Source organism: Paracoccus sp. MBLB3053, from assembly GCF_031822435.1.
In the GTDB taxonomy this organism is placed as follows: domain Bacteria; phylum Pseudomonadota; class Alphaproteobacteria; order Rhodobacterales; family Rhodobacteraceae; genus Paracoccus; species Paracoccus aurantius.
In genome coordinates this window covers 2256645-2277764 of record NZ_JAVQLW010000001.1, presented here as the reverse complement: position 1 = coordinate 2277764, position 21120 = coordinate 2256645, and the positions used below count along the sequence as shown (strand labels likewise).

Genomic DNA, 21120 nt, shown 5'->3' with positions numbered 1-21120 from the left:
ATCCTTTCCTGCAAATACTTTTGGCCAGACCCTAGCCTGACGGGAATGTCGCCGCCAGCCCCACCAAATGGGGACGGGCCTTGCCCCTTCCGATCGCCGCGACTAACTTTGTCGGCGAACAATCAACAGGCCAATCATGCGCATCGGCATTCTGAAATGCGGTCAGTCGCCCGAACTTCTTCGCGGCGAACTGGGCGATTACGACACCATGTTCGAACAACTGCTTGCGGGACGCGGGTTCGAGTTCACCAGTTATCACGTCGAGAACATGGAGTTCCCGCAAAGCGTCCACGATGCCGAGGGCTGGTTGCTGACCGGCTCGCGGCATGGCGTCTATGAAGGCCATTCCTTCATCGCCCCGCTCGAAGATTTCATTCGCAGCGCCTATGCGGACCATGTCCCCATGGTCGGCATCTGCTTTGGACACCAGATCATCGCCCAGGCGCTGGGTGGCAAGGTCGTGAAATATCCCGGAGGATGGTCCGTCGGCGCACAGGATTACGATTTCGGCGGCGAAAACGTCACGCTGAACGCCTGGCATCAGGACCAGGTCGTCGAACGCCCCGGCGGTGCCGAACTGGCAGGCTCGAACGCGTTTTGCGAGAATGCCGCGCTTGTCTATGACGACCGCGCCTTCACGGTGCAGGCCCATCCCGAATTCCAGGACGATTTCGTCCAGGGGCTGATCGAGACGCGTGCGAAGGGGGTCGTCCCCGAAGACGTGCTTGACCGCGCACGCGGGAAAATGGGTAGCCCACTGCATTCCAGCGGCATTGCCGAACGGATCGAACGTTTCTTCAAGACACCGCGCGTCGCCAATCGCAAGCAAGGTGCCGCATGAAGCCGATGTGGATCGAGGAAACTCCGCAGGCCGCGCAGGACTATGTCGCCGGGCGCCGGCTGGATGAAGTCGAATGCATCGTTGCAGATATCGCGGGCGTGGCGCGTGGCAAGGCCATGCCTGCCTCGAAATTCGCCCATCAGGAACGGTTCTACCTGCCGAATTCGATCTTCCTGCAGACGATCACGGGAGATTGGGCCGATAATCCATCGGGCGCGTTCACCGAGCCAGACATGATCCTGACCCCGGATTTCTCGACCGCGACGGCTGCGCCCTGGACGGCGGACGTCACGCTGCAGGTGATCCATGACGTTTCTAACCAGTCGGGCGACCCGGTTCCGACTGCGCCACGCAATGTGCTGAAACGGGTTGTCGAGCTTTATCGCGAGAAAGGCTGGAAGCCGATCGTCGCGCCGGAAATGGAATTCTTCCTCGTCGCGCGCAATATCGACCCGAACCAGCCGATCATCCCGCCCATGGGCCGGTCGGGACGCCGCGCTGCGGCCAAGCAGGCCTATTCGATGTCTGCTGTGGACGAATATGGCAAGGTGATCGACGACATCTACGACTTCGCCGAGGCACAGGGTTTCGAAATCGACGGCATCCTTCAGGAAGGTGGCGCAGGTCAGGTCGAAATCAACCTGAACCACGGCGACCCGGTGCATCTGGCCGACCAGATCTTCTATTTCAAACGTCTGATCCGCGAGGCGGCACTGCGGCATGACTGCTTTGCGACCTTCATGGCCAAGCCGATCGAGAACGAACCGGGCAGTGCGATGCATATCCACCATTCGGTGGTGGGAATCGACAGCGGCAAGAACATCTTTTCGGACGATCAGGGCCGCGAGACGCCGGCCTTCATGCATTTCATCGCAGGCATGCAGAAACACCTGCCCGCCGCAATTGCGCTACTGGCGCCATATGTCAACAGCTATCGCAGGTATGTCCCTGATTTTGCTGCCCCAATCAACCTTGAATGGGGGCGCGACAACCGCACGACTGGGCTGCGCATTCCGATCTCGGGACCCGAATCCCGGCGCATCGAAAACAGGCTCGCGGGGATGGACTGCAACCCCTATCTTGGACTCGCCTCTAGCCTCGCCTGTGGCTATCTCGGGCTTATCGAGCAGGAAAACCCCCGCGCCGAATGCCTTGGCGATGCCTATATGTCGCAGGACGAACTGCCCTACAACCTGGGCGATGCCCTGGACCTGATGGACGAGAACGAGCCGATGCGCGAGGTCCTGGGGGCAGAGTTCTTCGCGGTCTATCAGGCCGTTAAGCGGAATGAATACAAGGAATTCCTGCAAGTCATCAGCCCATGGGAGCGGGAGCACCTGCTTCTGAACGTATGAACCTGCTGCACAAGAACGACCGGCTTGGGAAATATCCCCCAAGCCTCTATGCCGCGACCCGAAATCGGATCGCGCCATTCCCCCGGCTCGAAGGCGAGCAACGGGCTGATGTCGTTGTGATCGGCGCGGGATATACCGGCCTGTCAGCCGCATTGCATCTGGCCGAAGCGGGACGTCGCGTCATCCTCCTCGAGGCCCATCGCGTAGGCTTCGGCGCATCTGGGCGAAACGGCGGCCAACTTGGTTCGGGCCAGCGCCTGGAAGTCGACGATCTGGAAAGCATTGCCGGACGCCAAGCCGCCCGACGTCTTTGGGATCTGGCGGAAGAGGCCAAGCGGATCACGCGTGATCTGGCGTCCCGCGCTAACGTTCCCGTTGCGGACGGGATCGCCCATGCATTTCGCAAGCCCGGCGAATTCGACCATGCCAAGGCGATGAGCGAACGGCTCGCGCGTGACTATGACTACGAGCAGATCGAACCGATGGAGCGTGACGCTTTCCGCGCCCTGCTCCCCTCGGATGCCTATCTTGCAGGAGAACTTGATCACGGTGCGGGCCATCTTCACCCGTTGAACCTTGCGATCGGCATGGCGCAACTGGCGCATGAGGCCGGAGCCTCGATCCACGAATTGTCGGAAGTGACCGGCATTGAACATGCCCGCAACGCCACGGGAAAGACAACGGTCACAACGCCGAATGGCCAGGTGACTTGCGACCACCTGATCCTTGCCACGAACGGCTACCTTGGGACGCTTGAACCGAAGGTCGCGACGCGGGTCATGCCAATCAACAATTTCATCATTGCGACAGAACCGCTGGGCGATCGCGCCATGCAGGTTCTGACACGCAATATCGGCGTGCATGACACGAAATTCGTCGTGAATTACTGGCGGCTCGATCCCGAGGGGCGGCTGATTTTCGGCGGCGGGGAAAACGTCAGTTACAACTTTCCCTCAGATATCGCGGCCAAGGTCCGGAAACCCCTGCTGGAAATCTATCCGGGCCTGAAAGACGTGGGCATCACCCATGCCTGGGGGGGCACACTTGCGATTACCATGAACCGCTTGCCCTGCTTCATCAGGCCGGCCCCGAACTGCCTGTCCGCAAGCGGATTTTCCGGTCATGGGCTTGCGATCGCAACGCTTGCCGGAAAGCTGATGGCCCAGGCCGTCCAGGGCCAGTCAGAAGGTTTCGACACCATGGCCGCGCTGCCTTCGCCCGCCTTTCCCGGGGGCGCGATGCTGCGGTTCCCGCTTTTGGTGGTAGGAATGTCCTGGTTTTCGCTGCGCGATCGACTGGGGATCTAGTCCAGATTGGCCGACGGGTCGCGAATGCGCGAAACCTGGGCCACATCCGGTTCGGCCTCAAGTGCGGTCAACAGGGCATGCAGGTGCTCGCTGTCGCGCAATTCTACCTCGATGCAAAGACGATAGAAGTCCGGCTTGCGGTCGAGGAATTCCAGGTCGGAAATGTTCGCGCCTTGCCCACCGATCAGGGTGCAGATCCTGCCGAGGACACCGGCGTCGTGACGAATGGTCAACAAAAGGTTCGTGGAATAGGCGGCGGGGTGCTGGCCCTCGCGCCAATGCAGATCGACCCAGCGCTCTGGGCTGTCTTCGTATTCTGCAAGAACAGGACAGTCGATGGCGTGGATGACAACGCCCTTGCCGCGATAGGTGATCCCGACGATCCGTTCACCCGGCAATGGATTGCAGCAGGGGGCCCGCGTGAATTCCTGATCCGCCTCGAGCCCGGCGACCGCACGTTTCGCATCAATCTCGCTGCGCTTGGCCGCAAGTTCTGGGTAAAGTGCGGACAAGACCTCGTGCGCCGAGATTTCGGCACTTCCGATCCGGGCCAGAAGCTCATCCGTGTCCTGCAGGGCCATGGTCCGCGCCGCTGTTCGCAGGGCCTTGTCCGTGACGCGGCGACCGACATGCTCAAACGCCACGCGGATCAGTTCCGAACCGAGCCGGATGAAGCGCGAGCGGTCCTCTTGCCGCAGGCTGCGGCGGATGGCGGCCTTCGCTCGGCCCGTGACCACGATGTCGAGCCAGGTCGGCTGCGGGCGCTGCCCGGACGCCGCGATGATCTCGACCGACTGGCCGTTCTTCAGCCGCGTCCAGAGCGGCACGCGAATGCCGTCGACCTTCGCGCCGACGCAGCTATTGCCCAAGCGCGTATGGATCGCATAGGCGAAGTCGATGGGTGTCGCGCCTTTCGGCAACGGGATCACGTCACCCTTGGGCGAGAAGCAGAAGACCTGATCCGAATACATCTCGAGCTTCACATGCTCGAGAAACTCGTCATGATCCTCTTCGCCGAAACGCTCGGTCAGGCTCGCGATCCATTCGCCCGGATCGACGGCAAAGGGGTTTTCGGTCCGCACGCCGTCGCGATAGGCCCAATGCGCGGCCACCCCGGCTTCGGCCACCTCGTGCATCTGGCGCGTTCGGACCTGCACTTCGACACGCTTCCCGTCGCGACCCGAAACCGTCGTGTGAATGGACCGGTATCCGTTGGCCTTTGGCTGGCTGATATAGTCCTTGAACCGCCCCGGAACCGCACGCCAACGATGATGGATGATCCCGAGGGTCCGGTAGCAATCCGCTTCGGTTCGGGTGATGATCCGGAAGCCGTAGATGTCGGAAAGCCGCGAAAAGCTCAGCTGCTTTTCCTGCATCTTGCGCCAGATGCTGAAGGGGCGCTTGGCGCGACCATAGACGTCGGCCTCGATACCTTCGCGTTCCAGTTCGGCCCGGATGTCAGCCGTGATCTTTGGGATCACGTCACCTGAATCGCGTTGCAGGCTGACGAAACGGCGGATGATCGAGTTGCGGGCTTCGGGATTGATGACCTTGAAGGCCAGATCCTCAAGCTCTTCACGCATCCATTGCATACCCATGCGGCCGGCGAGCGGCGCATAGATGTCCATCGTCTCGCGCGCCTTCTGAAGCTGCTTTTCGGGACGCATGGACTTGATCGTCCGCATATTGTGCAAACGGTCGGCGAGCTTAACCAGGATAACGCGAAGATCTCGCGACATCGCCATGAAAAGCTTGCGGAAATTTTCCGCTTGCTTGGAGTGTGTCCCGGAAAGCTGAAGGTTGGTCAGCTTGGTCACGCCATCGACGAGATCGGCAATCTCGCGGCCGAACATCTGCGCGACTTCCGCCCAGGTCGAACGCGTATCCTCGATGGTGTCGTGCAGAAGCGCCGTGACGATCGTCGCATCATCAAGACGCATCTCGGTCAGGATGGCGGCGACGGCGATGGGATGGGTGAAATAGGGTTCGCCGGAATGGCGGAACTGCCCCTCATGCATCCGCCGCCCGTATTCATAGGCATCGCGGATCAGATCGGAATTGGTCCGAGGGTTGTAATTGCGTACAAGCGCAATGAGGTCTTCGACATCGATCATTTCAGCCGAAGACCCCGTAATTCACTGACCTCAGTTGCGGCCCTGGGCTTCCAGCATCATGCGGAGCATGCGCTCTTCCGACTCTTCGTCGGCGGGCTTGGGACGGTCGATTTCCGCACCCAGCAGCAGGGCCATCGCGTCCTCTTCGGGCTCATCAACTTCGATCTGGGTCTGGGTCGCTTCGATCATGCGCTCGCGCAGCTCATCTACGGGCTGCGTTTCGTCCGCAATCTCACGCAGGGCGACGACCGGATTCTTGTCGTTGTCGCGGTCGATGGTGAGTTGGCTGCCGGAAGCGATCTCACGCGCGCGATGCGACGCAAGCATAACGAGATCAAAACGGTTCGGTACCTTGTCGACGCAATCTTCGACTGTCACGCGGGCCATCGGTCACCTTTGGCTTGGAATCAGGGTGCAGGGCGAAGCAGGATGTTTGGCGCTTCACCACGGGAATGTCAAGTATTCAAGGGCCGTATACCCTCGAGCGCGCCGGGTGGCAAGGTGGCCAGAAGCTCGACGACGCTACGCTTCAGGCGGGGATGGACCCAATTCGGAGCCACCTCGGCCAATGGCACCAGCACGAAGCCGCGATCCTGCAGTCGAGGATGGGGAAGGATCAGGGTTTCGGGGGCGTTCTCGGCCTGCTGCTCGGGCGGCAGTTGGCGCCAATGGTCGTGCGTGCGGATCTCGGGCAGCACCATATCGTCATACGCGATGAGATCCAGGTCTATCCCGCGCGACTGCCAGCGCGCCCCTTGGCGACGGCGGCCCAAATGGGCTTCTATATCGTGAAGAGCGGCCAGAAGCGCCTCGGGTGCTGAATCCGTTTGCAAGCTGATCGCCGCATTCACATAATCAGGGCCACTACCGATCGGAAATGCCGGGGTAAGCCAGAAACGACTGACTGCTTTTAGGGACACCCCCGGTAAACAGACGATTTGCCGCAAGGCGGCTCGCATCGTGGCTTCTGGCGAACCTGCCCAACTATGCAGGTTTCCGCCGATCGCAACGAGAGCTAACTTCGCAGAAGTAAATGTATTCTGAGTCATATCGAGGTTATCGTGTTTTACAAAGACGACCGGCTAGCTTTGTTCATTGACGGTTCGAATCTCTATGCCGCTGCAAAGTCGCTGGGCTTCGACATTGATTACAAGCTGCTTCGACAGGAATTCGAGCGCCGAGGCAAGCTGATTAGGGCCTATTATTACACGGCCCTCCTGGAAAACGAGGATTACTCGCCCATTCGTCCCCTTGTCGACTGGCTGCATTACAACGGCTTTTCAATGGTTACCAAGCCTGCGCGGGAATATACCGACGCGCTCGGTCGCCGGAAGGTCAAAGGGAACATGGATGTGGAACTGGTGGTGAACGCGCTGGAGCTTGCCCCGCGACTGGATCATGCGGTGCTGTTCTCGGGCGATGGAGACTTCAAGCCTCTGGTCGAGTCGCTTCAGCGGCAGGGCGTCCGCGTCTCGGTCGTATCGACCCTGCGCAGCCAACCCCCAATGATCGCCGACGAGTTGCGACGCCAGGCCGACAACTTCATCGAGCTTGACGCCCTGCGCGAGGTAATCGGGCGCCCGCCGCGCGAAACCCCAAGCCAGGACCACTGACGCCCCGCGCCATTGGACAAGCCGCGGCTCTCGATCTAGAGAAGGCAAAAAGTTCTTTATCCGAAAGGGATTGTGCCGTGACGACAGTGAGCCGCCGATGGGACTGACCCCGATTTTCAGTGCGGGTTTCCAGCCCCGGTCAGATCTTGCCGTCATTGTCGCCTGCGATGCCAACTACCTGCCCTACGCTGCCGCGCCCGCGTTGGCGATGGCCTCGGCTGGCTATCCCCATGATGTTCTGATCGGCGGACCCGAACCGGTCGATATGCCCCAGTTCCTTAGGGACGCCGGCATTGGCCATGTTGCCGCAAGGGATGAGACGCTGCTGGACGCCCTGCCCCTTGATGCCCGCCGTTCGCTTGCCACCTACATGGAGCTATTCCTGGGTAACGCCCTGCGCGGCCGCTATCGGCGCATTCTCGTGATCGACGCCGATATTCTCTATGAGCGGGGAGACCCGGCACAGCTTCTTGTCGCGGATATGCTGGGAAATGCCGTCGCGGCGGTGCGGGACAATCGGCAATGGCGAACTCCCGGACGCAAGGTGTCCGAGTTCAGCAAGCTCGGAGAGCCCGCCCATCCCTATTTCAATGCCGGTGTCGTGATGATCGACACCGAGGCCTTTGCCGAACAGGATCTGCCGGCCAGGGCCGCCGATTTCGCGCGCCGGCACCTGGCTGGGCTGGGCCGTGACCAGGCCTTGATGAACGGAATTCTCAAGGGCGAATGGGCCGAGATCAGCCCGCTCTGGAACTGGCAGTTCACCTCGGCATCGGCGCATTTGACCTCGATGGTGGATCCCTGCCTGATCCATTTCATCGGCACCCGGAAGCCCTGGCTCGAAAGCTCGCAGGGCATCGTGCCAATGCGGATGCGCGAGGCCTTCGGTCGCGTGCTTGCCCAGCATTTCCCCGATGCTCCGCCGGTCAGAGGTGCCACGCGCCGATACTGGCCGGAGACCGGGGAGCTTCGAAAGATCCTGTTTCGACAATGGCGCGCCGCGGGACCGATGATCCGCTATCTCAATCGCTTCCCCGATCAGTATACGCTGGTTGATCCGCGGGCCTAGCGTTCGGTCAGCTTCAGTTCGATCCGGCGGTTCGCGGCCAGCGATGTGGGGTCTGTTCCTGCCGCTACCGGGCGGGTATCTGCAAAGCCCGCGGGCAAGAGCCGGTTTGACGGGAAGCCGAGATCGTCAACCATGTAACGGACGACCGAAAGCGCGCGCGCCTGACTGAGTTCCCAGTTGTCACGATAACGTCCCTGCCCTGACAGGGGCTGGCTGTCGGTATGTCCGTCAACGCGGATGATCCAGTCGATTTCCCTCGGAATCTCGCTCGCGATCTGGCCGAGCTGCTCGGTCACGCGGGCGATCTGCGATTTACCTTCTTCCGAAAGGGTGGCCTCACCAGCCGGAAAAAGAACCTCGGACGAAAACGCGAACCGGTCACCGACAACCTGGACGCCTTCGCGCCCGGCCAGAATCTGCGACAGTCGCCCGAAGAATTCCGATCGGTAGCGCGCGAGGTCCTTTGCCTCGGCTTCGGCCTTGCTGCGGGCCTCTTCCTCCAGACCGCGGCGCTTGCGTTCTTCCTCGGCAGCGCGGATCAAGGCGACGTTCAACTGGCGGCCCAGGTCCTCGATCTGCAGCTCGGCGTCACGCTTGTCGTCATCGGCCACTTGCAGAACCGATTGCAGGCTGCCGAGCTGATCGTTCAATTGCGCAACCTGCTGGTTCAGCAAGGCGACCCGGCGCTGATCCTCGGTCGAAAGTGCTTCCTGCTCGGACAACTTCTGCTGTGCGATTGCCAAAAGACCTGCTTGCCTGTCGGCTTCGCTTGCCTGTGTCTCGACCCTTTCGCCCAACTCTTTCTTCGCCGCTTCCGCTGCGGCAAGAAGCGTCAGCGTTTCCTCGGCCTTTTGACGCGCCTCGTCCAATGCAAGGGTCGAAGCGGTCAGTTCCGCGTCGGATTGGTCGAGACGTTGCTGCAGCAGCCTTGCCGCCTCGGCTTCGGCAAGGCGCGCCGCTTCGGCCTGCGACAGCTCGCTTGCTGTCGAGGAAAGCTTTTCTCCGGCTTCCTCGTTCCGCCGACGCAGATCTGCGATCAACGCCTCGAGCGCTTCGCGTCGTGCCGCGGCCAGCCGCGCGGCCTCGGACTGGGCATCGATCTCGTCCCGGGCCTGGGCAACGGCCTGTTCCGAGGCGCGCAGCTGTGCCCGTTCGGCGGCCAGGTCGCGTTCAAGCGTCGTGCTGCGATCCTCGGCACTCGACAGCGCACCGCTAAGCTGCGCCACCCTTTCGCCGAGCAGTTGGAGTTCGGATTTCTGGCTGGAGACGACATCGCCGAGCTGCTCGAGTTCGCTATCCTGCGAGGTGATGCGTTGTCGCAGAACCGACTGGACCACCATGAAGATCGTCAGCGCGAAGATCAGCACCAGAAGCAGGGTCGACATGGCATCGACGAAGCCCGGCCAGATATTGGTCGAGAATCTTTCCCTACCGTTGCGGCTAAGCCCCATCGCGCCCCTCCAGCGCCCGGATCGCGCGGGTCAGGGCTGCCATGTCCTCGCGCAATTCCGCGATCAGCCCGTCGCGACCGCTCGCCGCCTCTTCGAGCAGACGGCCAAGCTGGACGTCGATCGAACGCAGGCGCATCCTGGCCTCGGGGTCATCCTGCCCCCCGGGCCGAGTTTCCGCGATCTCGATCAGTCGGGCCTGGCCTTCCGACATCCGATCGAGCGCCCGCGCAAAGGCGGCCTGCCGGACGGCTTCGGCATCACGATCGAGCGCGGGCGTCTGCTGTGCCATAAGGGCGATGCGTTGCTGGCTTTCCGTAATCCTGGCCAGCGCCCCCGAAACCTCGTCGGTGAGCTTTGCCCCCGGCCCCGATCCAATGGCCGCGATCATGCGCTCTTGGCCATCCGAGAGCCGGGTGAATGCCTGTTCCAGTCCCGCCATGAGGTCCTCGAGACGGGCATCTTCGGATTGTGCGGCGCGGGTGGCATCGATCAGACGATCCTGCCCATCCGAAAGTCGCTCAAGAATTTCGCTCAGGCGGCGATGGCTGTCGGCCTGGGCCTGACGCTCGCTCGCAAGTTCAGTGACAAGCGCATCCCGGTCCGATCCGATCAGCGATGTCAGCCTTTCGACCCCACCCGCCAAAGCCAGCGATCTCGAATCGGCCTCCGAGGCTTCCTGGTCGCGCAGCAGATCCCGCTGCGCATAGAAATCCTGCAGATCAGTCAGTTGCGCGCCGATTCCCCCAAGAAAATCAGCCAGATCGGTCGGCGCAAGCCCGCCTTCGGCGCCGCTCACGCCGATCCTAGTGAAGCTCGAAAGCCATTCCTCCAGCTCGCGATAAAAGCGGTTCTGGCCATGGCTCGCGAAAAGCTCGAGCAGACCGACGACCAGTGACCCGGCCAGACCGAGCAGCGAGCTTGAAAACGCGGTGGCCATGCCGCCTAGCTGCGTCTCAAGCCCGTGCATGAGCTTGTCAAAGACCTCGACGCCCGATTCGCCCTGTTCCGGGGCGAGTGTGCGGATCGTTTCCACGATTGCCGGGACCGTCGTCGCCAGACCGTAGAATGTTCCGAGAAGGCCAAGAAAGATCAGCAGATTGCCGAGGTAACGGGTGATGTCCCGCGCCTCGTCGATGCGTGTTGCCACCGAGTCCTGGATGGAGCGGGCCGAATCCGTCGAGATGGCGGTCCCGACCGGCCCCCTTGATCCCAACAGCGCAGCAAGCGGCGCAAGCAGGCGCGGCGCCGTATCGCCCGCGGCAAAATTCGCACCCGCATAATCCAGCTTGCCGGCGGCGAAACGTTCGATCCAGCTGACGGACTTGATGAGCTGGGCAACCTGCCAGAAGCAGGTCAGAACACCAAAGGCAAACACGACGAGGATCGTGCCGTTCAACAGCGGGTTCGCCTTGAAGATCGGCAGGATGCGCCCATAGGCCAACCACCCCCCGGCGATGACAAGACCCAGCACGACAAGCATCAGGACGACCTGCCTGACCGGCTGGGAAAAATGCGGGTCCGCGGCCTGGCGGCTTACCCGTTCCACCCGCGTCGCGGCAAGCCGCGCGGCCCGCCCCTTGCGATCCTGGCCGTGATCGTCGGGCGGCAGATCGCCGCTATCGAAGTCGGTGTGGGACAAGCCCGCCCCCTGTATCTTGCATCTCGGCCGAGTTTAGAGGCCGCGCGGCATGATGCAAGCGGAACAGAAGCATTTGGCGCGAAAGACTTAGCGGGTCTTGCCGGGCTCTGTGTCCGGTTTGCCAAGGGGACCGATCAACCCCCGAACGTGTCGGGTCAGATCGTGAAGATCGCGGTCATCTACGCCCATCTGCTGCAGGTGATCGGCAGTATTGAACAGATATTCGGCATTCGGGCCACGCCCGCCGCTTGCACGGGCAATGATGTCGGCCTGCTCGGCCAGATCCAGACCGCCCATGTACTGGTCATGGTCGCGCCGAATGACATAGGCCAGCGCCTCGACCAGGCGGCCGTCCTCCAGAACGACCGGAAGGTGCCTTTCTTCATAGGCGTTTGTGGCCAACTCGCGGGCGCGGAGCCCGATCAGGGCTTCTTCCCAGTCGGTTTCGGCCACGCGAAGCGCCATTCCGACGCATATCGCCGTCACTTCTTCGTCCAGTCCCAGAACCAGTCCGGGGTCGTCCGCTGTGCCACGATAGATGATCGACTTGAGACAGAAGCGGCGGGCAAAGCCAGCCAACCGTCCCGGCACGGATTCTGCCACGCGAAAGCCCGGGTCCCACATCAGCGAACCATAGGCAAAGACCCAATGTTCACCCGCTACCGTCACGTCGCCACCAATCCTTCCGTGATCCACTTTCCCTTGGACAAGACTTAGGACAGGATGTCGCTCGATCCAAGTGGCTGCCCGGGAACGTGATTTGATGCGCCGTATCTTGATTCTGGTGGGTTTTATCACGGTGCTCGTCTCGGGCATCTGGCTCGGGGGAGAAAGCCTTCTGGCCCGGCAGATCCGCGAGCTTGCATCGACCGGCCCGGCCTTCGCGGTAGAGGATGTGACGCCCCTGCGCGATTTGGGTCGCATCGGGGTCCGGATCGACAAGCCGGTATTTTCCGGACCTTCTGGCAACCTGTCGCTTGAAGCTGCGGATCTGTGGATCAGGCCTCTGGCCCCGAGCGTCGCCGAACTTGGCCTGCCGCAACAGGCAAGGCTTGAGCTGATGGACGGACCACATGATCTGGGGCTGACTGATCCTCAGGTCAGAATGCGGTTCATGCCCCTGTCCGGATTTGTCCCGGCAAAGGTTGAAATTGGTTCCGGGCCGGTTACCCTGGACGAACAGGATCTGGCATCGGCGATATCCCTTATCGCCGAGCGGGCCGAAACAGGAACAGACGCCCCCGCCTCAAGCCTGGCTGCCTATGACCTGCTTGTCGATCTGGACGCAGTCCAGCCAAGGGCCGTCCCCGCCCTTGCCATGCTCGTCGCGGCATTGCCCGAAGGCGGCCCGCTGTCGGTCGCCGGAAAAGGCAAGGTCTGGCTTGATCGCGAGCCAACCGCAAAGGCGCTTGCCATGATCCCCCAACCCGCCCTGACCGGCCTGAGGCTCGACGAGGTCCAGATCGCGTTCGGCCCGGTATCCGCCCGCGCGATGGGCGAAGTCATTGCAGATGCGCAAGGCTATGCGCAGGGCGCGGTCGCCATCTACACATCCGACGCCGAGGCAATGCTGGATTCCGCTTCGGAATCAGGGATGATTCCGGGCTCGGCATCGCGACTGGCCCGAAGCATGATCCGTGCCATTTCGGGATTGCGCATGCCCGGGGAAGCCACCGATCCGGCCGAGGCGGCAGCGGCGCCGGCGCGGATGGTCTATCCCGAAGCGCGGGCAGGCGAACTGCGCCTGCCGATCATCTTTGCGAATGGGAAGGCCAGCCTTGGCCCCGTGCCGTTGGGCGCGGCGCCAAGGTTGCGCCCCTAAGACTTCGTTTCGGCACCTGGCGAGCGGCCGAAATCAGGGGCCGAGGTATCCTGTCCCGCCTCGATGATCCCGCGCCGAATGGCCCGGGTTCGCGTGAAATAGTCGAACAGATGATCGCCATCGCCCATGCGGATGGCGCGCTGCAGCACGAAAAGCTCTTCGGTGAAGCGGCCCAGGATATCCAGCACCGCTTCCTTGTTCTGCAGGAAGACGTCCCGCCACATCGTGGGGTCGGATGCCGCGATGCGCGTGAAATCCCGAAAGCCGGCCGCCGAATATTGCACGACCTGGCTTTCGGTGACGCGTTTGAGGTGATCGGCCACCCCGACCATCGTATAGGCAATGAGGTGTGGCGTGTGACTGGTGACCGCCAACACGAGGTCATGATGTGCCGCATCCATGCGCTCGGTCTTGGCGCCCATCCGGTTCACCAAGGTCTCAAGCCGCAGGACGGCATCCTCGTCGATCCCTTCGGATGGTGTGAAAAGCCACCACCTGTTCTGGAAAAGCGAGGGAAAACCCGCGCGGGGGCCGGAATGCTCGGTTCCCGCAAGCGGATGGCCGGGAATGAAGTGCACGCCTTGCGGCACATGCGGCGCAACCGCCGTCACGACAGCCTGCTTGACCGAACCGACATCGGTGATCGTGGCACCGGCCGCGAGATGCGGCGCGATTTCCTCGGCAACTGCGCCCATGGCACCGACCGGAACAGCAAGGACGATCAGGTCGGCGCCGACAACTGCTTCTGACGCTTTTGCATAGACGCGATCGACAAGGCCGATCTCCAGTGCGGTCTCCCGTGTTTCGGCGGATCTGGCATGCCCCACGATTTCCCGTGCAAGGCCCTTTTCGCGCATCGCCAGCGCCATGGAGCCTGCGATCAGCCCCAGACCGATCAGCGCGACGCGATCGTAGAGAAAGCTCATGCCACGACCCCGGCGCGCTCGGCCATGAACTTGCCGATCACATGCGCAACGCGACGGCAGGACGCTTCGTCACCCACCGTGATGCGCAGACAGTTCGGCAGACCGTATCCGGCGACCATGCGCACGATCAGGCCTTCGGCCTTGAGCGCTTCGTCGCAGGATCGCGCCGTGGCTTCGTCTGCAAAGCGGGCAAGGATGAAGTTCGCACATGAAGTATCTGAAGGTACGCCCTTTTCTGCCAACGCCTCCGCCAGCCAATTCCGCATGCGGGCATTCTCGGTCTGACAGCGATGGACATGGTCGCGATCGCGCACTGCAGCTTCGGCCGCATCCAGCGCAGGGGCCGACAGGTTGAAAGGACCACGAATGCGGTTCAGCACGTCGATGATCTCGCGCGGGCCGTAGCCCCAGCCGACACGCAGACCGCCGAGCCCGTAGATTTTCGAGAAGGTCCGCGTCATGAAGACGTTTGGCAAGCGCGTGGCAAGATCCGCGCCGCCATCATAATCCTCGACATATTCGGCATAGGCCGCATCTATCACCAGGATCGCCTGCGGCACCGCAAGCGCCAAGCGTTCAAGCTCGGGCAGTCCGATCATGGTGCCGGTCGGGTTGTTTGGATTTGCGACAAAGATGAGCCGCGTCTTTTCATTCGCCGCGGCAATCAGGGCCTCGACATCGGTCACGCGGTCCCGTTCCGGCACCTCAACCGGCGTCGCGCCGGCGGCATGGGCGCTGATGCGATACATCAGGAAGCCGTGCTCGGTAAACAGAACCTCGGTATCCGGGCCGGCATAAGATTGGCACAGAAAGTGGATGATTTCATCCGAACCCACGCCGCAGATGATGCGGTCGGGATCAAGCCCGTGTACATCGCCGATGGCGGCACGCAGGCTCGCATGATCGGTATTCGGATAACGGTGAAGCGCATGCGCCGCGCGGATCACGGCCTCGCGGGCCTTGTCCGACGGTCCGAAGGGGTTCTCGTTCGACGAAAGCTTGACGACATTCTCGATGCCGGCAACCTTCGCGGCGCCCCCTTCGTAAAGGGCGATCTCCATGATGCCGGGTTGCGGGGCGATGGTCGGTTGGTTCTGCGACATTTCGGGCCTCTTGCAAGCCCGGTCGTCTTAGCCACCGGAACCGGGCTTGGAAAGGTGTTACATGACCAACCACCGCGAAGCACAACATTTTTCGCCGGCGGTCTGCGTGACCGCGCGACATGGTGTCACTGGGACGCCCGGGCCTTTTCCAGTTCGGGAAGGAAACGGTTGGTGTAATCCTCGCGGATCAACGGGCCGACGAAGCGGTAAAGGATCGTCCCCTCGCCATCGATGATGAAAGTTTCGGGCGGCGCGGTCACACCCCAATCAATCGCGATACGCCCGCGCGGATCGGTCGCAAGGGCATGAAAGGGGTCGCCATGTTCAGCCAGGAAGGCACTGGCGCTGCCCTCCGGGTCCTTCAGATCGACACCATAGACCGGTATTTCACCGGAGAGATCAGTCAGGGTCGGATGTTCCGCACGGCAAGGCGGGCACCAGCTGGCCCAAAAATTGACAAGCTTGATGCCCGGCTGGCGCAACATTTCATCGGTCAGCTGCGTCTTGCCGGCAAGCGTCGTCGTCCCGACTGAAGGCGCTTTGCGCCCGATCAGGGCCGAAGGCAGGCTGTCCGGGTCGTCCCGCGTCATCCCCCAGAGAAAGACCGAGGTGATGCCCAGAAACAGCGCAAGCGGCAGAAGCACCAGCGGAGAAACCCTAGCCACGGCGTTCATGCTCCTCGAGTTCGCGGCGCGCACGAGTATTGGCGCGCAAGGTCAGAATGATGAGTCCGGCAAGCAAAGCCAGGCTGATGCCATATGCGGCCAGGACCGTATGCGCGTATTTGCCAAGCTCGATCATGTCCGGTGCTCCCGTGCGAGAAGAGCCGCGAGGCGGCGGCGGCGCACCTCGGTGCGGGTGCGGACAAGCAGCAGGGCGAGAAACAGCAGGAAAAAGCCAAGCATCGAAAGGTAAAGCGGGTAACGATAGACGGCCGACATCCGCTCTCCCGGTGCCAGTGAAAGTGACGCACCCTGATGCAGCCCCTGATTCCAGAAGTTCACGGCATAGCGCGACAGCAGCGCGAAGACCGATCCGACAAGGCAGAGCACCCCGGTCAGATCCGCGGCGCTGTCGGCATCCTCGACCGAGGACCAGAGCGCGATATAACCCAGATAAAACAGGAAGAGGATCAGGAACGAAGTCAGGCGCGGGTCCCATTCCCACCATGTCCCCCACATCGGCTGACCCCAGATCGCACCGGTGACCAGCGCGATCAGCGTCATCACGGCCCCGATCGGTGCGGCCGCCTTGGCCGCCAATGCGCTGACGTGATGACGCCGGATCAGCCAGATCAGGGATGCGACCAGCATCATCAGCCAGATATTGATCGCCATCAGCGCGGCCGGGACATGCAGGAAGATAATCTTGACCGTCGAACCCTGCTTGTAATCATCGGGAGTAAGAAAACCCCAGACGATGCCGGTCAGCGTGCAGATCACCGCTGCGGCGACGACCCATGGCAGGATCGCGCCCGAACTGCGCATGAACTTGACGGGATTGGCATATTCCCAGATCGACATTGTTCCTCCCTATCCCGCCGTAGTGTTCCGCCCAATTGGCCCTAGCGCAAGTTGACGCGCAAGGCCGCCGCCGCCGCAAATGGCACCAGCGCCAGGGTCGCGAACGTGATCCCCGCAAGAAAGGCAAGCGGCGTGACCGGATCGCCCCCGGCCGCGCCCCGGCGCACGGCGTCGGCCCCGAAGATCAGTGTCGGAACGTAAAGCGGCAGCACCAGCAGCGACAAAAGCAATCCTCCGCGACGCAGGCCGACGGTCACGGCCGCCCCGAAAGCGCCGAGCATCGAAAGGGCCGGCGTACCAAGCACGAGCGACAGGACAAGCCAAGGGTAAGCGGGCCCGGGCAGGTGCAGCAGGATACCAAGAACCGGCGCGAACAGAACCAGCGGCAGGCCCGTCGTCAGCCAATGCGCCAGCGCCTTGATCGCGACCGTTCCCTCCATCGGCAAGGGCGCGGTCGCCAAGAGATCAAGGCTGCCATCCTCGTGATCAAGGGCGAAGATGCGGTCGAGGGAAAGAAGGCAGGCCAGCAGCGCGCCCACCCACAAGATGCCCGGCGCGATGCGGGAAAGCTGGTCTCCATCTGCACCGACACCGAAGGGCACAAGCGTGCACACGATCAGGAAGAATGCCAATGCAAGACCGAACCCACCGCCTGCGCGTATCGCAAGCCGAAGATCACGCCAAAGCAGCGCCTTCATGCGAAGGCCTCGTTGAAACTGGCGGGGCGGCTGGCCGGTGTTCTTGGCGACGCGCGGTACTGGGAAAGGTCCAGAACGGCCGCTTCGGGCAGTCCCAGATCGATATGGGTCGCGATGAGGGCTGCGCCCCCCTGCCCCAGATGCGACCGCAGCATAGCTGCAAACAATCCGACAGAGGCGCTGTCGAGCGACACGGTCGGTTCATCAAGCAACCAGACCGGACGGCCGGTGACCATCAGCCGGGCCAATCCCAGCCGTCGCTTCTGCCCAGCCGAAAGCGCGTGCGCGGGACGAGCCGCGAGCTCGCGCAAGTTCATCGCATCAAGTGCGGGATCAATCGCGGAATGGCCAAACACCGACGCCCAGAACCGCAGGTTTTCGGTCACGGTCAGCGCAGGCTTGATCCCGTCAGCATGACCAGCATAGGCGATCGCATCGGCCCCGCATTCGATCTGTCCGTCGACCGCGGGCTGCAGCCCTGCCAAGCTGCGCAGAAGGGTCGTCTTGCCCGAACCGTTCGGGCCGCGCAGGATCAGCGCCCGACTTTTTTCGAGCGAAAAGCTCAGACCTTCGATCACGCGCAGGCCACCGCGAGCGACGGCCAGGTCGCGGACCGAAAGCAGGCTCATAGGGGAAGCAGGGCGCAGCCGACTCGCCGCCCCTCGGAGAGTGTGACATTGTAGCTGCGCGCGGCAGAAGGCGAGCTCATCGGCTCGGGCATGATGCCCGCCTGTTCAAGCGCGTCGGTCAGATCGCGCGGCGGGAAGGCGACATCGGCCCCCATCCCGACGAACAACACGTCGACCGATCCGGCGAGTGCAAGCAAGGGCTGCGGATCCTCGATCCCGCCCCAGGGGATGACCCCGTCGGCGGTAACGATGATTGCACCATGATGGACCTTGCCGCCGACGCGGAAGAATCCGGGGCCGTAGCCGTCAATCGGAACGGCGCCCAGGAACTCGGTTGGCGTCATGACCGACATCAGGGCGCGTCCCGGAAGGCTGCGGGGATCTCGTCCTTGACCTCTTTCGGATCGGGCTTCGACCAGTCACGCTTCACACCAAGCCAAAGCACGATGTTCTTTGCGACATAGACCGTCGAATAGGCACCGACGAACACGCCCCAGAGCATCGCGAAGACGAAACCGCGGATCACGTCGCCACCGAAGACATATAGTGCCGACAGGGCAAGAGCCGTCGTCAGGGCCGTCATCACGGTCCGCGACAGGGTCTCGTTCACCGTGAGGTTCATCACGTCGACCAGCGCCATGTTCTTGAACTTGATCAGGTTCTCGCGCAGGCGGTCGAAGACCACCACCGTGTCGTTGACCGAATAGCCCAGCGTCGTGAGAAGCGCGGCGATCGTCGTGAGGTCGAATTTGAGCTGGAACAGCGAGAATATCCCGACCGTCAGAAGGACATCGTGAAATATCGACACAACTGCACCGATGGCGAATTGCCATTCGAAGCGCAGCCAGATGTAGAACATGATCGCGATCGTCGCCGCGCCAACCGCATAGAACGCGGTCTTGATCAGCTCGCCCGACACTTTCGGGCCAACGGATTCCACCGCCGCGAAGCTGACCTGCGGATCGACCGTCTTCAGCGCCGCTTCGACCTTGTTCAGTTCCTCGGGCGTGACCGATCCAGTCTCGTCCGTGGTGCCGATCCGGATCATCGCGACATGTTTCGATTCCCCGAAGGTGGGATCGAAGACCTCGGTGATCGAGACATCGCCCAGATCGAGCCCGTCAAGAGCCTGCCGGTATTCACCGACCTCGAAGGAAGTCGGGCTTTCGGTGCGGATCGTGGTCCCGCCCTTGAAGTCGATGCCGAAGTTCAGCCCCATCGTGAAGATGAGGATGATCGAACCCAGCATTGCAACGGCTGAAACCCCGAAGGTCAGCCATTGCCACTGGAAGAAATTGATCTTGGTCTCATCGGGGACCAGTTTCAGACGAAATGCCATGTGCCCGCCCCTTTACAGAACCAGTTCTTTGGGTTTGCGCCAATCGATCCAGAGCACGATCAGCAGGCGCGTCAGGAAGATGGCCGTGAAGACCGAGGTGACCAGACCGATCGTCAGTGTGACGGCGAAGCCTTTCACCGGGCCCGAGCCAAGGAAGAACATGACCATGGCGGCGATGAAGGTGGTGACGTTCGCGTCGATGATCGCACTCATCGCTTCGCTGAAGCCATCGTCGATTGCCTTGACCACACGCTTGCCGCGACGAAGCTCCTCACGGATGCGCTCGAAGATGATGACGTTCGCATCGACTGCCGTGCCGACAGTCAGCACGATACCAGCAATGCCCGGCAATGTCAGGGTGGCGCCGATCATCGACATGACGGACAGGATCAGGATGACGTTGATGATCACCGCGAATGCAGCGAAAACGCCGAAGAGCCCGTAGCTTGCGATCATGTAGGCGACCACGGCGACTGTCGCGATGACCGAAGACAGGCGGCCTGCATCGATCGAATCCTGGCCAAGCTCGGGGCCGATCGTCCGTTCCTCAAGGAAGGTCATCTGCGCCGGCAACGCGCCGGCACGCAGCAAGACAGCAAGGCGGGTCGAGCCCTCGACATCCATCGCGCCGGAAATCTGGCCTGAACCCGTTGTGATCGCCTGCCGGATGACCGGCGCCGAGATCACCTGGTTATCCAGGACGATCGCGAAGGGCTGACCGATATTCGACGAGGTATAGGCGCCGAAACGTTTCGCCCCGGCCGGGCCAAAGCGGAAGTCCACGGCAGGCTGGCCGTTCTGGTCGAAACTCGGACGGGCATCCGTCAGATCCTCGCCACTGACGACTGGGCTTTCCTCGAGCGTGTAATAGACGCCTGGCTCGTCCATCGAAGGCAGAACCACCTGTCCCACGCCGACCCGCGCATTGGCGTCGACGCCCCGGCCGACAACCGGGTTGAAGGTCAGTTTCGCGGTCGTGCCGATCAGCTGCTTCAGTTCTTCGGCCGAGCCGATCCCCGGCACCTGGATCAGGATCCGGTCCGTGCCCTGACGCATGATGGTCGGCTCGCGGGTTCCGACTTCGTCGATACGGCGGCGGATGATCTCGAGGCTCTGCTGGACCGTGCGATCATCGGTCGCCGCTTTTTCCGCATCGGAAAGCTGGACCGTCAGACGATTGCCGCTGCCTTTGATGTCGAGATCGGTCTGACCGGCGCCGCTAATCGAGGCAACGGGGGTTGCAAGGCCACGCGCGATTTCGACCGCGCGGGCCAGTTGGTCCGGATTTCCGATCTCGATGGTCAGTTGATCCTCGGGGCCGGTGACCCGCCGGATGGCCCCGATTGTGCCACGTTCGGCCGCGAGGGCGTCACGCAGAGTCGGCCAAAGACTGTCCATCCGTGCCTTGTAGACATCCGTCACGTGGACTTCGCCAAGCAGATGGGCGCCTCCGCGAAGGTCAAGGCCAAGGTTGACCAGGCCGGATGGCAGCCAGTCGGGCCATCCGGCGCGAGCGGCCAGATCCTCGGGCGTCTCGACGCCGGAGCGTTCCATGTTGACGATGGCGTCGTTATGCGATTCGACCCGGTTGTAGAACAGGTTCGGCATCGCATAGAGCAGACCCAGGGCGATCAGCCCCAGGATCAGCACGCGTTTCCAGGCGGGGATGTGCAGCATGGCTGGTCAGGCGT

At 62.2% G+C, this 21120-nt stretch carries 22 protein-coding genes; 6 read left to right on the top strand and 16 right to left on the bottom strand.

All coding sequences use genetic code 11. The annotated features are described in order from the left end of the window. Positions 1-136 precede the first annotated feature (136 nt). The 3 genes from RGQ15_RS11365 to RGQ15_RS11355 are packed head-to-tail and all read left to right on the top strand — an operon-like array spanning position 137 to position 3503. Entirely contained in the window at positions 137-841 is a 705-nt protein-coding gene (locus RGQ15_RS11365) for a type 1 glutamine amidotransferase (RefSeq protein ID WP_311160335.1), read from the top strand. Next, positions 838-2196 carry a glutamine synthetase family protein gene (locus RGQ15_RS11360; protein WP_311160334.1) on the top strand — a complete coding sequence of 453 codons (1359 nt, stop codon included), beginning with the start codon at positions 838-840 and terminating at the stop codon, positions 2194-2196. The genes RGQ15_RS11365 and RGQ15_RS11360 overlap by 4 nt, the downstream gene beginning before the upstream one ends. Beyond that, on the top strand, positions 2193-3503 hold the full coding sequence (locus RGQ15_RS11355) for an NAD(P)/FAD-dependent oxidoreductase (RefSeq protein ID WP_311160333.1): 1311 nt from the start codon (positions 2193-2195) through the stop codon (positions 3501-3503). Before RGQ15_RS11360 ends, RGQ15_RS11355 begins: the two co-directional genes overlap by 4 nt. Here the strand turns inward: RGQ15_RS11355 and RGQ15_RS11350 are convergent. From RGQ15_RS11350 to folK, 3 genes are all read right to left on the bottom strand, one after another. Beyond that, positions 3500-5617 (bottom strand): RelA/SpoT family protein, encoded by a 2118-nt coding sequence (locus RGQ15_RS11350; protein ID WP_311160332.1) that lies wholly within the window; start codon positions 5615-5617, stop codon positions 3500-3502. The genes RGQ15_RS11355 and RGQ15_RS11350 overlap by 4 nt on opposite strands. Before the next feature lie 30 nt (positions 5618-5647). Then, positions 5648-6004, bottom strand: a complete 357-nt coding sequence (gene rpoZ, locus RGQ15_RS11345; protein ID WP_311160331.1) for a DNA-directed RNA polymerase subunit omega — start codon at positions 6002-6004, stop codon at positions 5648-5650. 68 nt (positions 6005-6072) lie between these two features. After that, positions 6073-6666, bottom strand: coding sequence for a 2-amino-4-hydroxy-6-hydroxymethyldihydropteridine diphosphokinase (gene folK, locus RGQ15_RS11340; RefSeq protein WP_311160330.1), 594 nt, complete (start codon positions 6664-6666; stop codon positions 6073-6075). 12 nt (positions 6667-6678) lie between these two features. Between folK and RGQ15_RS11335 the strand changes: the two genes are divergently transcribed. Continuing rightward, complete coding sequence (locus tag RGQ15_RS11335) at positions 6679-7230, top strand: LabA-like NYN domain-containing protein (protein ID WP_311160329.1); 552 nt, start codon at positions 6679-6681, stop codon at positions 7228-7230. 97 nt (positions 7231-7327) lie between these two features. After that, the gene (locus tag RGQ15_RS11330; RefSeq protein ID WP_311160328.1) at positions 7328-8299 is read left to right on the top strand and encodes a glycosyltransferase family 8 protein; all 972 of its coding nucleotides are present in this window, start codon (positions 7328-7330) and stop codon (positions 8297-8299) included. On the opposite strand, the gene RGQ15_RS11325 is transcribed toward RGQ15_RS11330, so the two are convergent. The 3 genes from RGQ15_RS11325 to RGQ15_RS11315 form a co-directional block, all read right to left on the bottom strand. Then, the gene (locus tag RGQ15_RS11325) at positions 8296-9750 is read right to left on the bottom strand and encodes a peptidoglycan -binding protein (protein WP_311160327.1); all 1455 of its coding nucleotides are present in this window, start codon (positions 9748-9750) and stop codon (positions 8296-8298) included. The two genes, RGQ15_RS11330 and RGQ15_RS11325, sit on opposite strands and share 4 nt — an antisense overlap. After that, the gene (locus tag RGQ15_RS11320; RefSeq protein WP_311160326.1) at positions 9740-11389 is read right to left on the bottom strand and encodes a hypothetical protein; all 1650 of its coding nucleotides are present in this window, start codon (positions 11387-11389) and stop codon (positions 9740-9742) included. The genes RGQ15_RS11325 and RGQ15_RS11320 overlap by 11 nt, the downstream gene beginning before the upstream one ends. Before the next feature lie 87 nt (positions 11390-11476). Next, positions 11477-12058: a gamma-glutamylcyclotransferase gene (locus RGQ15_RS11315; protein WP_311160325.1), complete on the bottom strand. Its 582-nt coding sequence runs from the start codon at positions 12056-12058 to the stop codon at positions 11477-11479. Between the two features lie 94 nt (positions 12059-12152). Between RGQ15_RS11315 and RGQ15_RS11310 the strand changes: the two genes are divergently transcribed. Beyond that, positions 12153-13211: a DUF2125 domain-containing protein gene (locus tag RGQ15_RS11310; protein WP_311160324.1), complete on the top strand. Its 1059-nt coding sequence runs from the start codon at positions 12153-12155 to the stop codon at positions 13209-13211. On the opposite strand, the gene RGQ15_RS11305 is transcribed toward RGQ15_RS11310, so the two are convergent. From RGQ15_RS11305 to secD, 10 genes are all read right to left on the bottom strand, one after another. After that, positions 13208-14137: a prephenate/arogenate dehydrogenase family protein gene (locus tag RGQ15_RS11305; RefSeq protein ID WP_311160323.1), complete on the bottom strand. Its 930-nt coding sequence runs from the start codon at positions 14135-14137 to the stop codon at positions 13208-13210. The genes RGQ15_RS11310 and RGQ15_RS11305 overlap by 4 nt on opposite strands. Beyond that, entirely contained in the window at positions 14134-15240 is a 1107-nt protein-coding gene (gene hisC, locus RGQ15_RS11300) for a histidinol-phosphate transaminase (RefSeq protein WP_311160322.1), read from the bottom strand. Before hisC ends, RGQ15_RS11305 begins: the two co-directional genes overlap by 4 nt. A gap of 125 nt (positions 15241-15365) precedes the next feature. Next, the gene (locus RGQ15_RS11295; RefSeq protein WP_311160320.1) at positions 15366-15905 is read right to left on the bottom strand and encodes a DsbE family thiol:disulfide interchange protein; all 540 of its coding nucleotides are present in this window, start codon (positions 15903-15905) and stop codon (positions 15366-15368) included. After that, positions 15898-16041: a heme exporter protein CcmD gene (gene ccmD / locus RGQ15_RS11290; protein ID WP_311160319.1), complete on the bottom strand. Its 144-nt coding sequence runs from the start codon at positions 16039-16041 to the stop codon at positions 15898-15900. Before ccmD ends, RGQ15_RS11295 begins: the two co-directional genes overlap by 8 nt. Then, on the bottom strand, positions 16038-16763 hold the full coding sequence (locus RGQ15_RS11285; protein WP_311160318.1) for a heme ABC transporter permease: 726 nt from the start codon (positions 16761-16763) through the stop codon (positions 16038-16040). The genes ccmD and RGQ15_RS11285 overlap by 4 nt, the downstream gene beginning before the upstream one ends. Before the next feature lie 41 nt (positions 16764-16804). Beyond that, positions 16805-17461 (bottom strand): heme exporter protein CcmB, encoded by a 657-nt coding sequence (ccmB, locus tag RGQ15_RS11280; protein WP_311160317.1) that lies wholly within the window; start codon positions 17459-17461, stop codon positions 16805-16807. Then, a complete protein-coding gene (gene ccmA, locus RGQ15_RS11275) occupies positions 17458-18090 on the bottom strand; it encodes a heme ABC exporter ATP-binding protein CcmA (RefSeq protein WP_311160316.1) in 633 nt (210 codons plus the stop codon). Before ccmA ends, ccmB begins: the two co-directional genes overlap by 4 nt. Beyond that, positions 18087-18443, bottom strand: a complete 357-nt coding sequence (locus RGQ15_RS11270) for an Mth938-like domain-containing protein (protein WP_311160315.1) — start codon at positions 18441-18443, stop codon at positions 18087-18089. The genes ccmA and RGQ15_RS11270 overlap by 4 nt, the downstream gene beginning before the upstream one ends. Continuing rightward, positions 18443-19429 carry a protein translocase subunit SecF gene (secF, locus tag RGQ15_RS11265; RefSeq protein WP_311160314.1) on the bottom strand — a complete coding sequence of 329 codons (987 nt, stop codon included), beginning with the start codon at positions 19427-19429 and terminating at the stop codon, positions 18443-18445. The genes RGQ15_RS11270 and secF overlap by 1 nt, the downstream gene beginning before the upstream one ends. A 12-nt stretch (positions 19430-19441) precedes the next feature. Then, entirely contained in the window at positions 19442-21106 is a 1665-nt protein-coding gene (secD, locus tag RGQ15_RS11260) for a protein translocase subunit SecD (RefSeq protein WP_311160313.1), read from the bottom strand. Positions 21107-21120 lie beyond the last annotated feature (14 nt).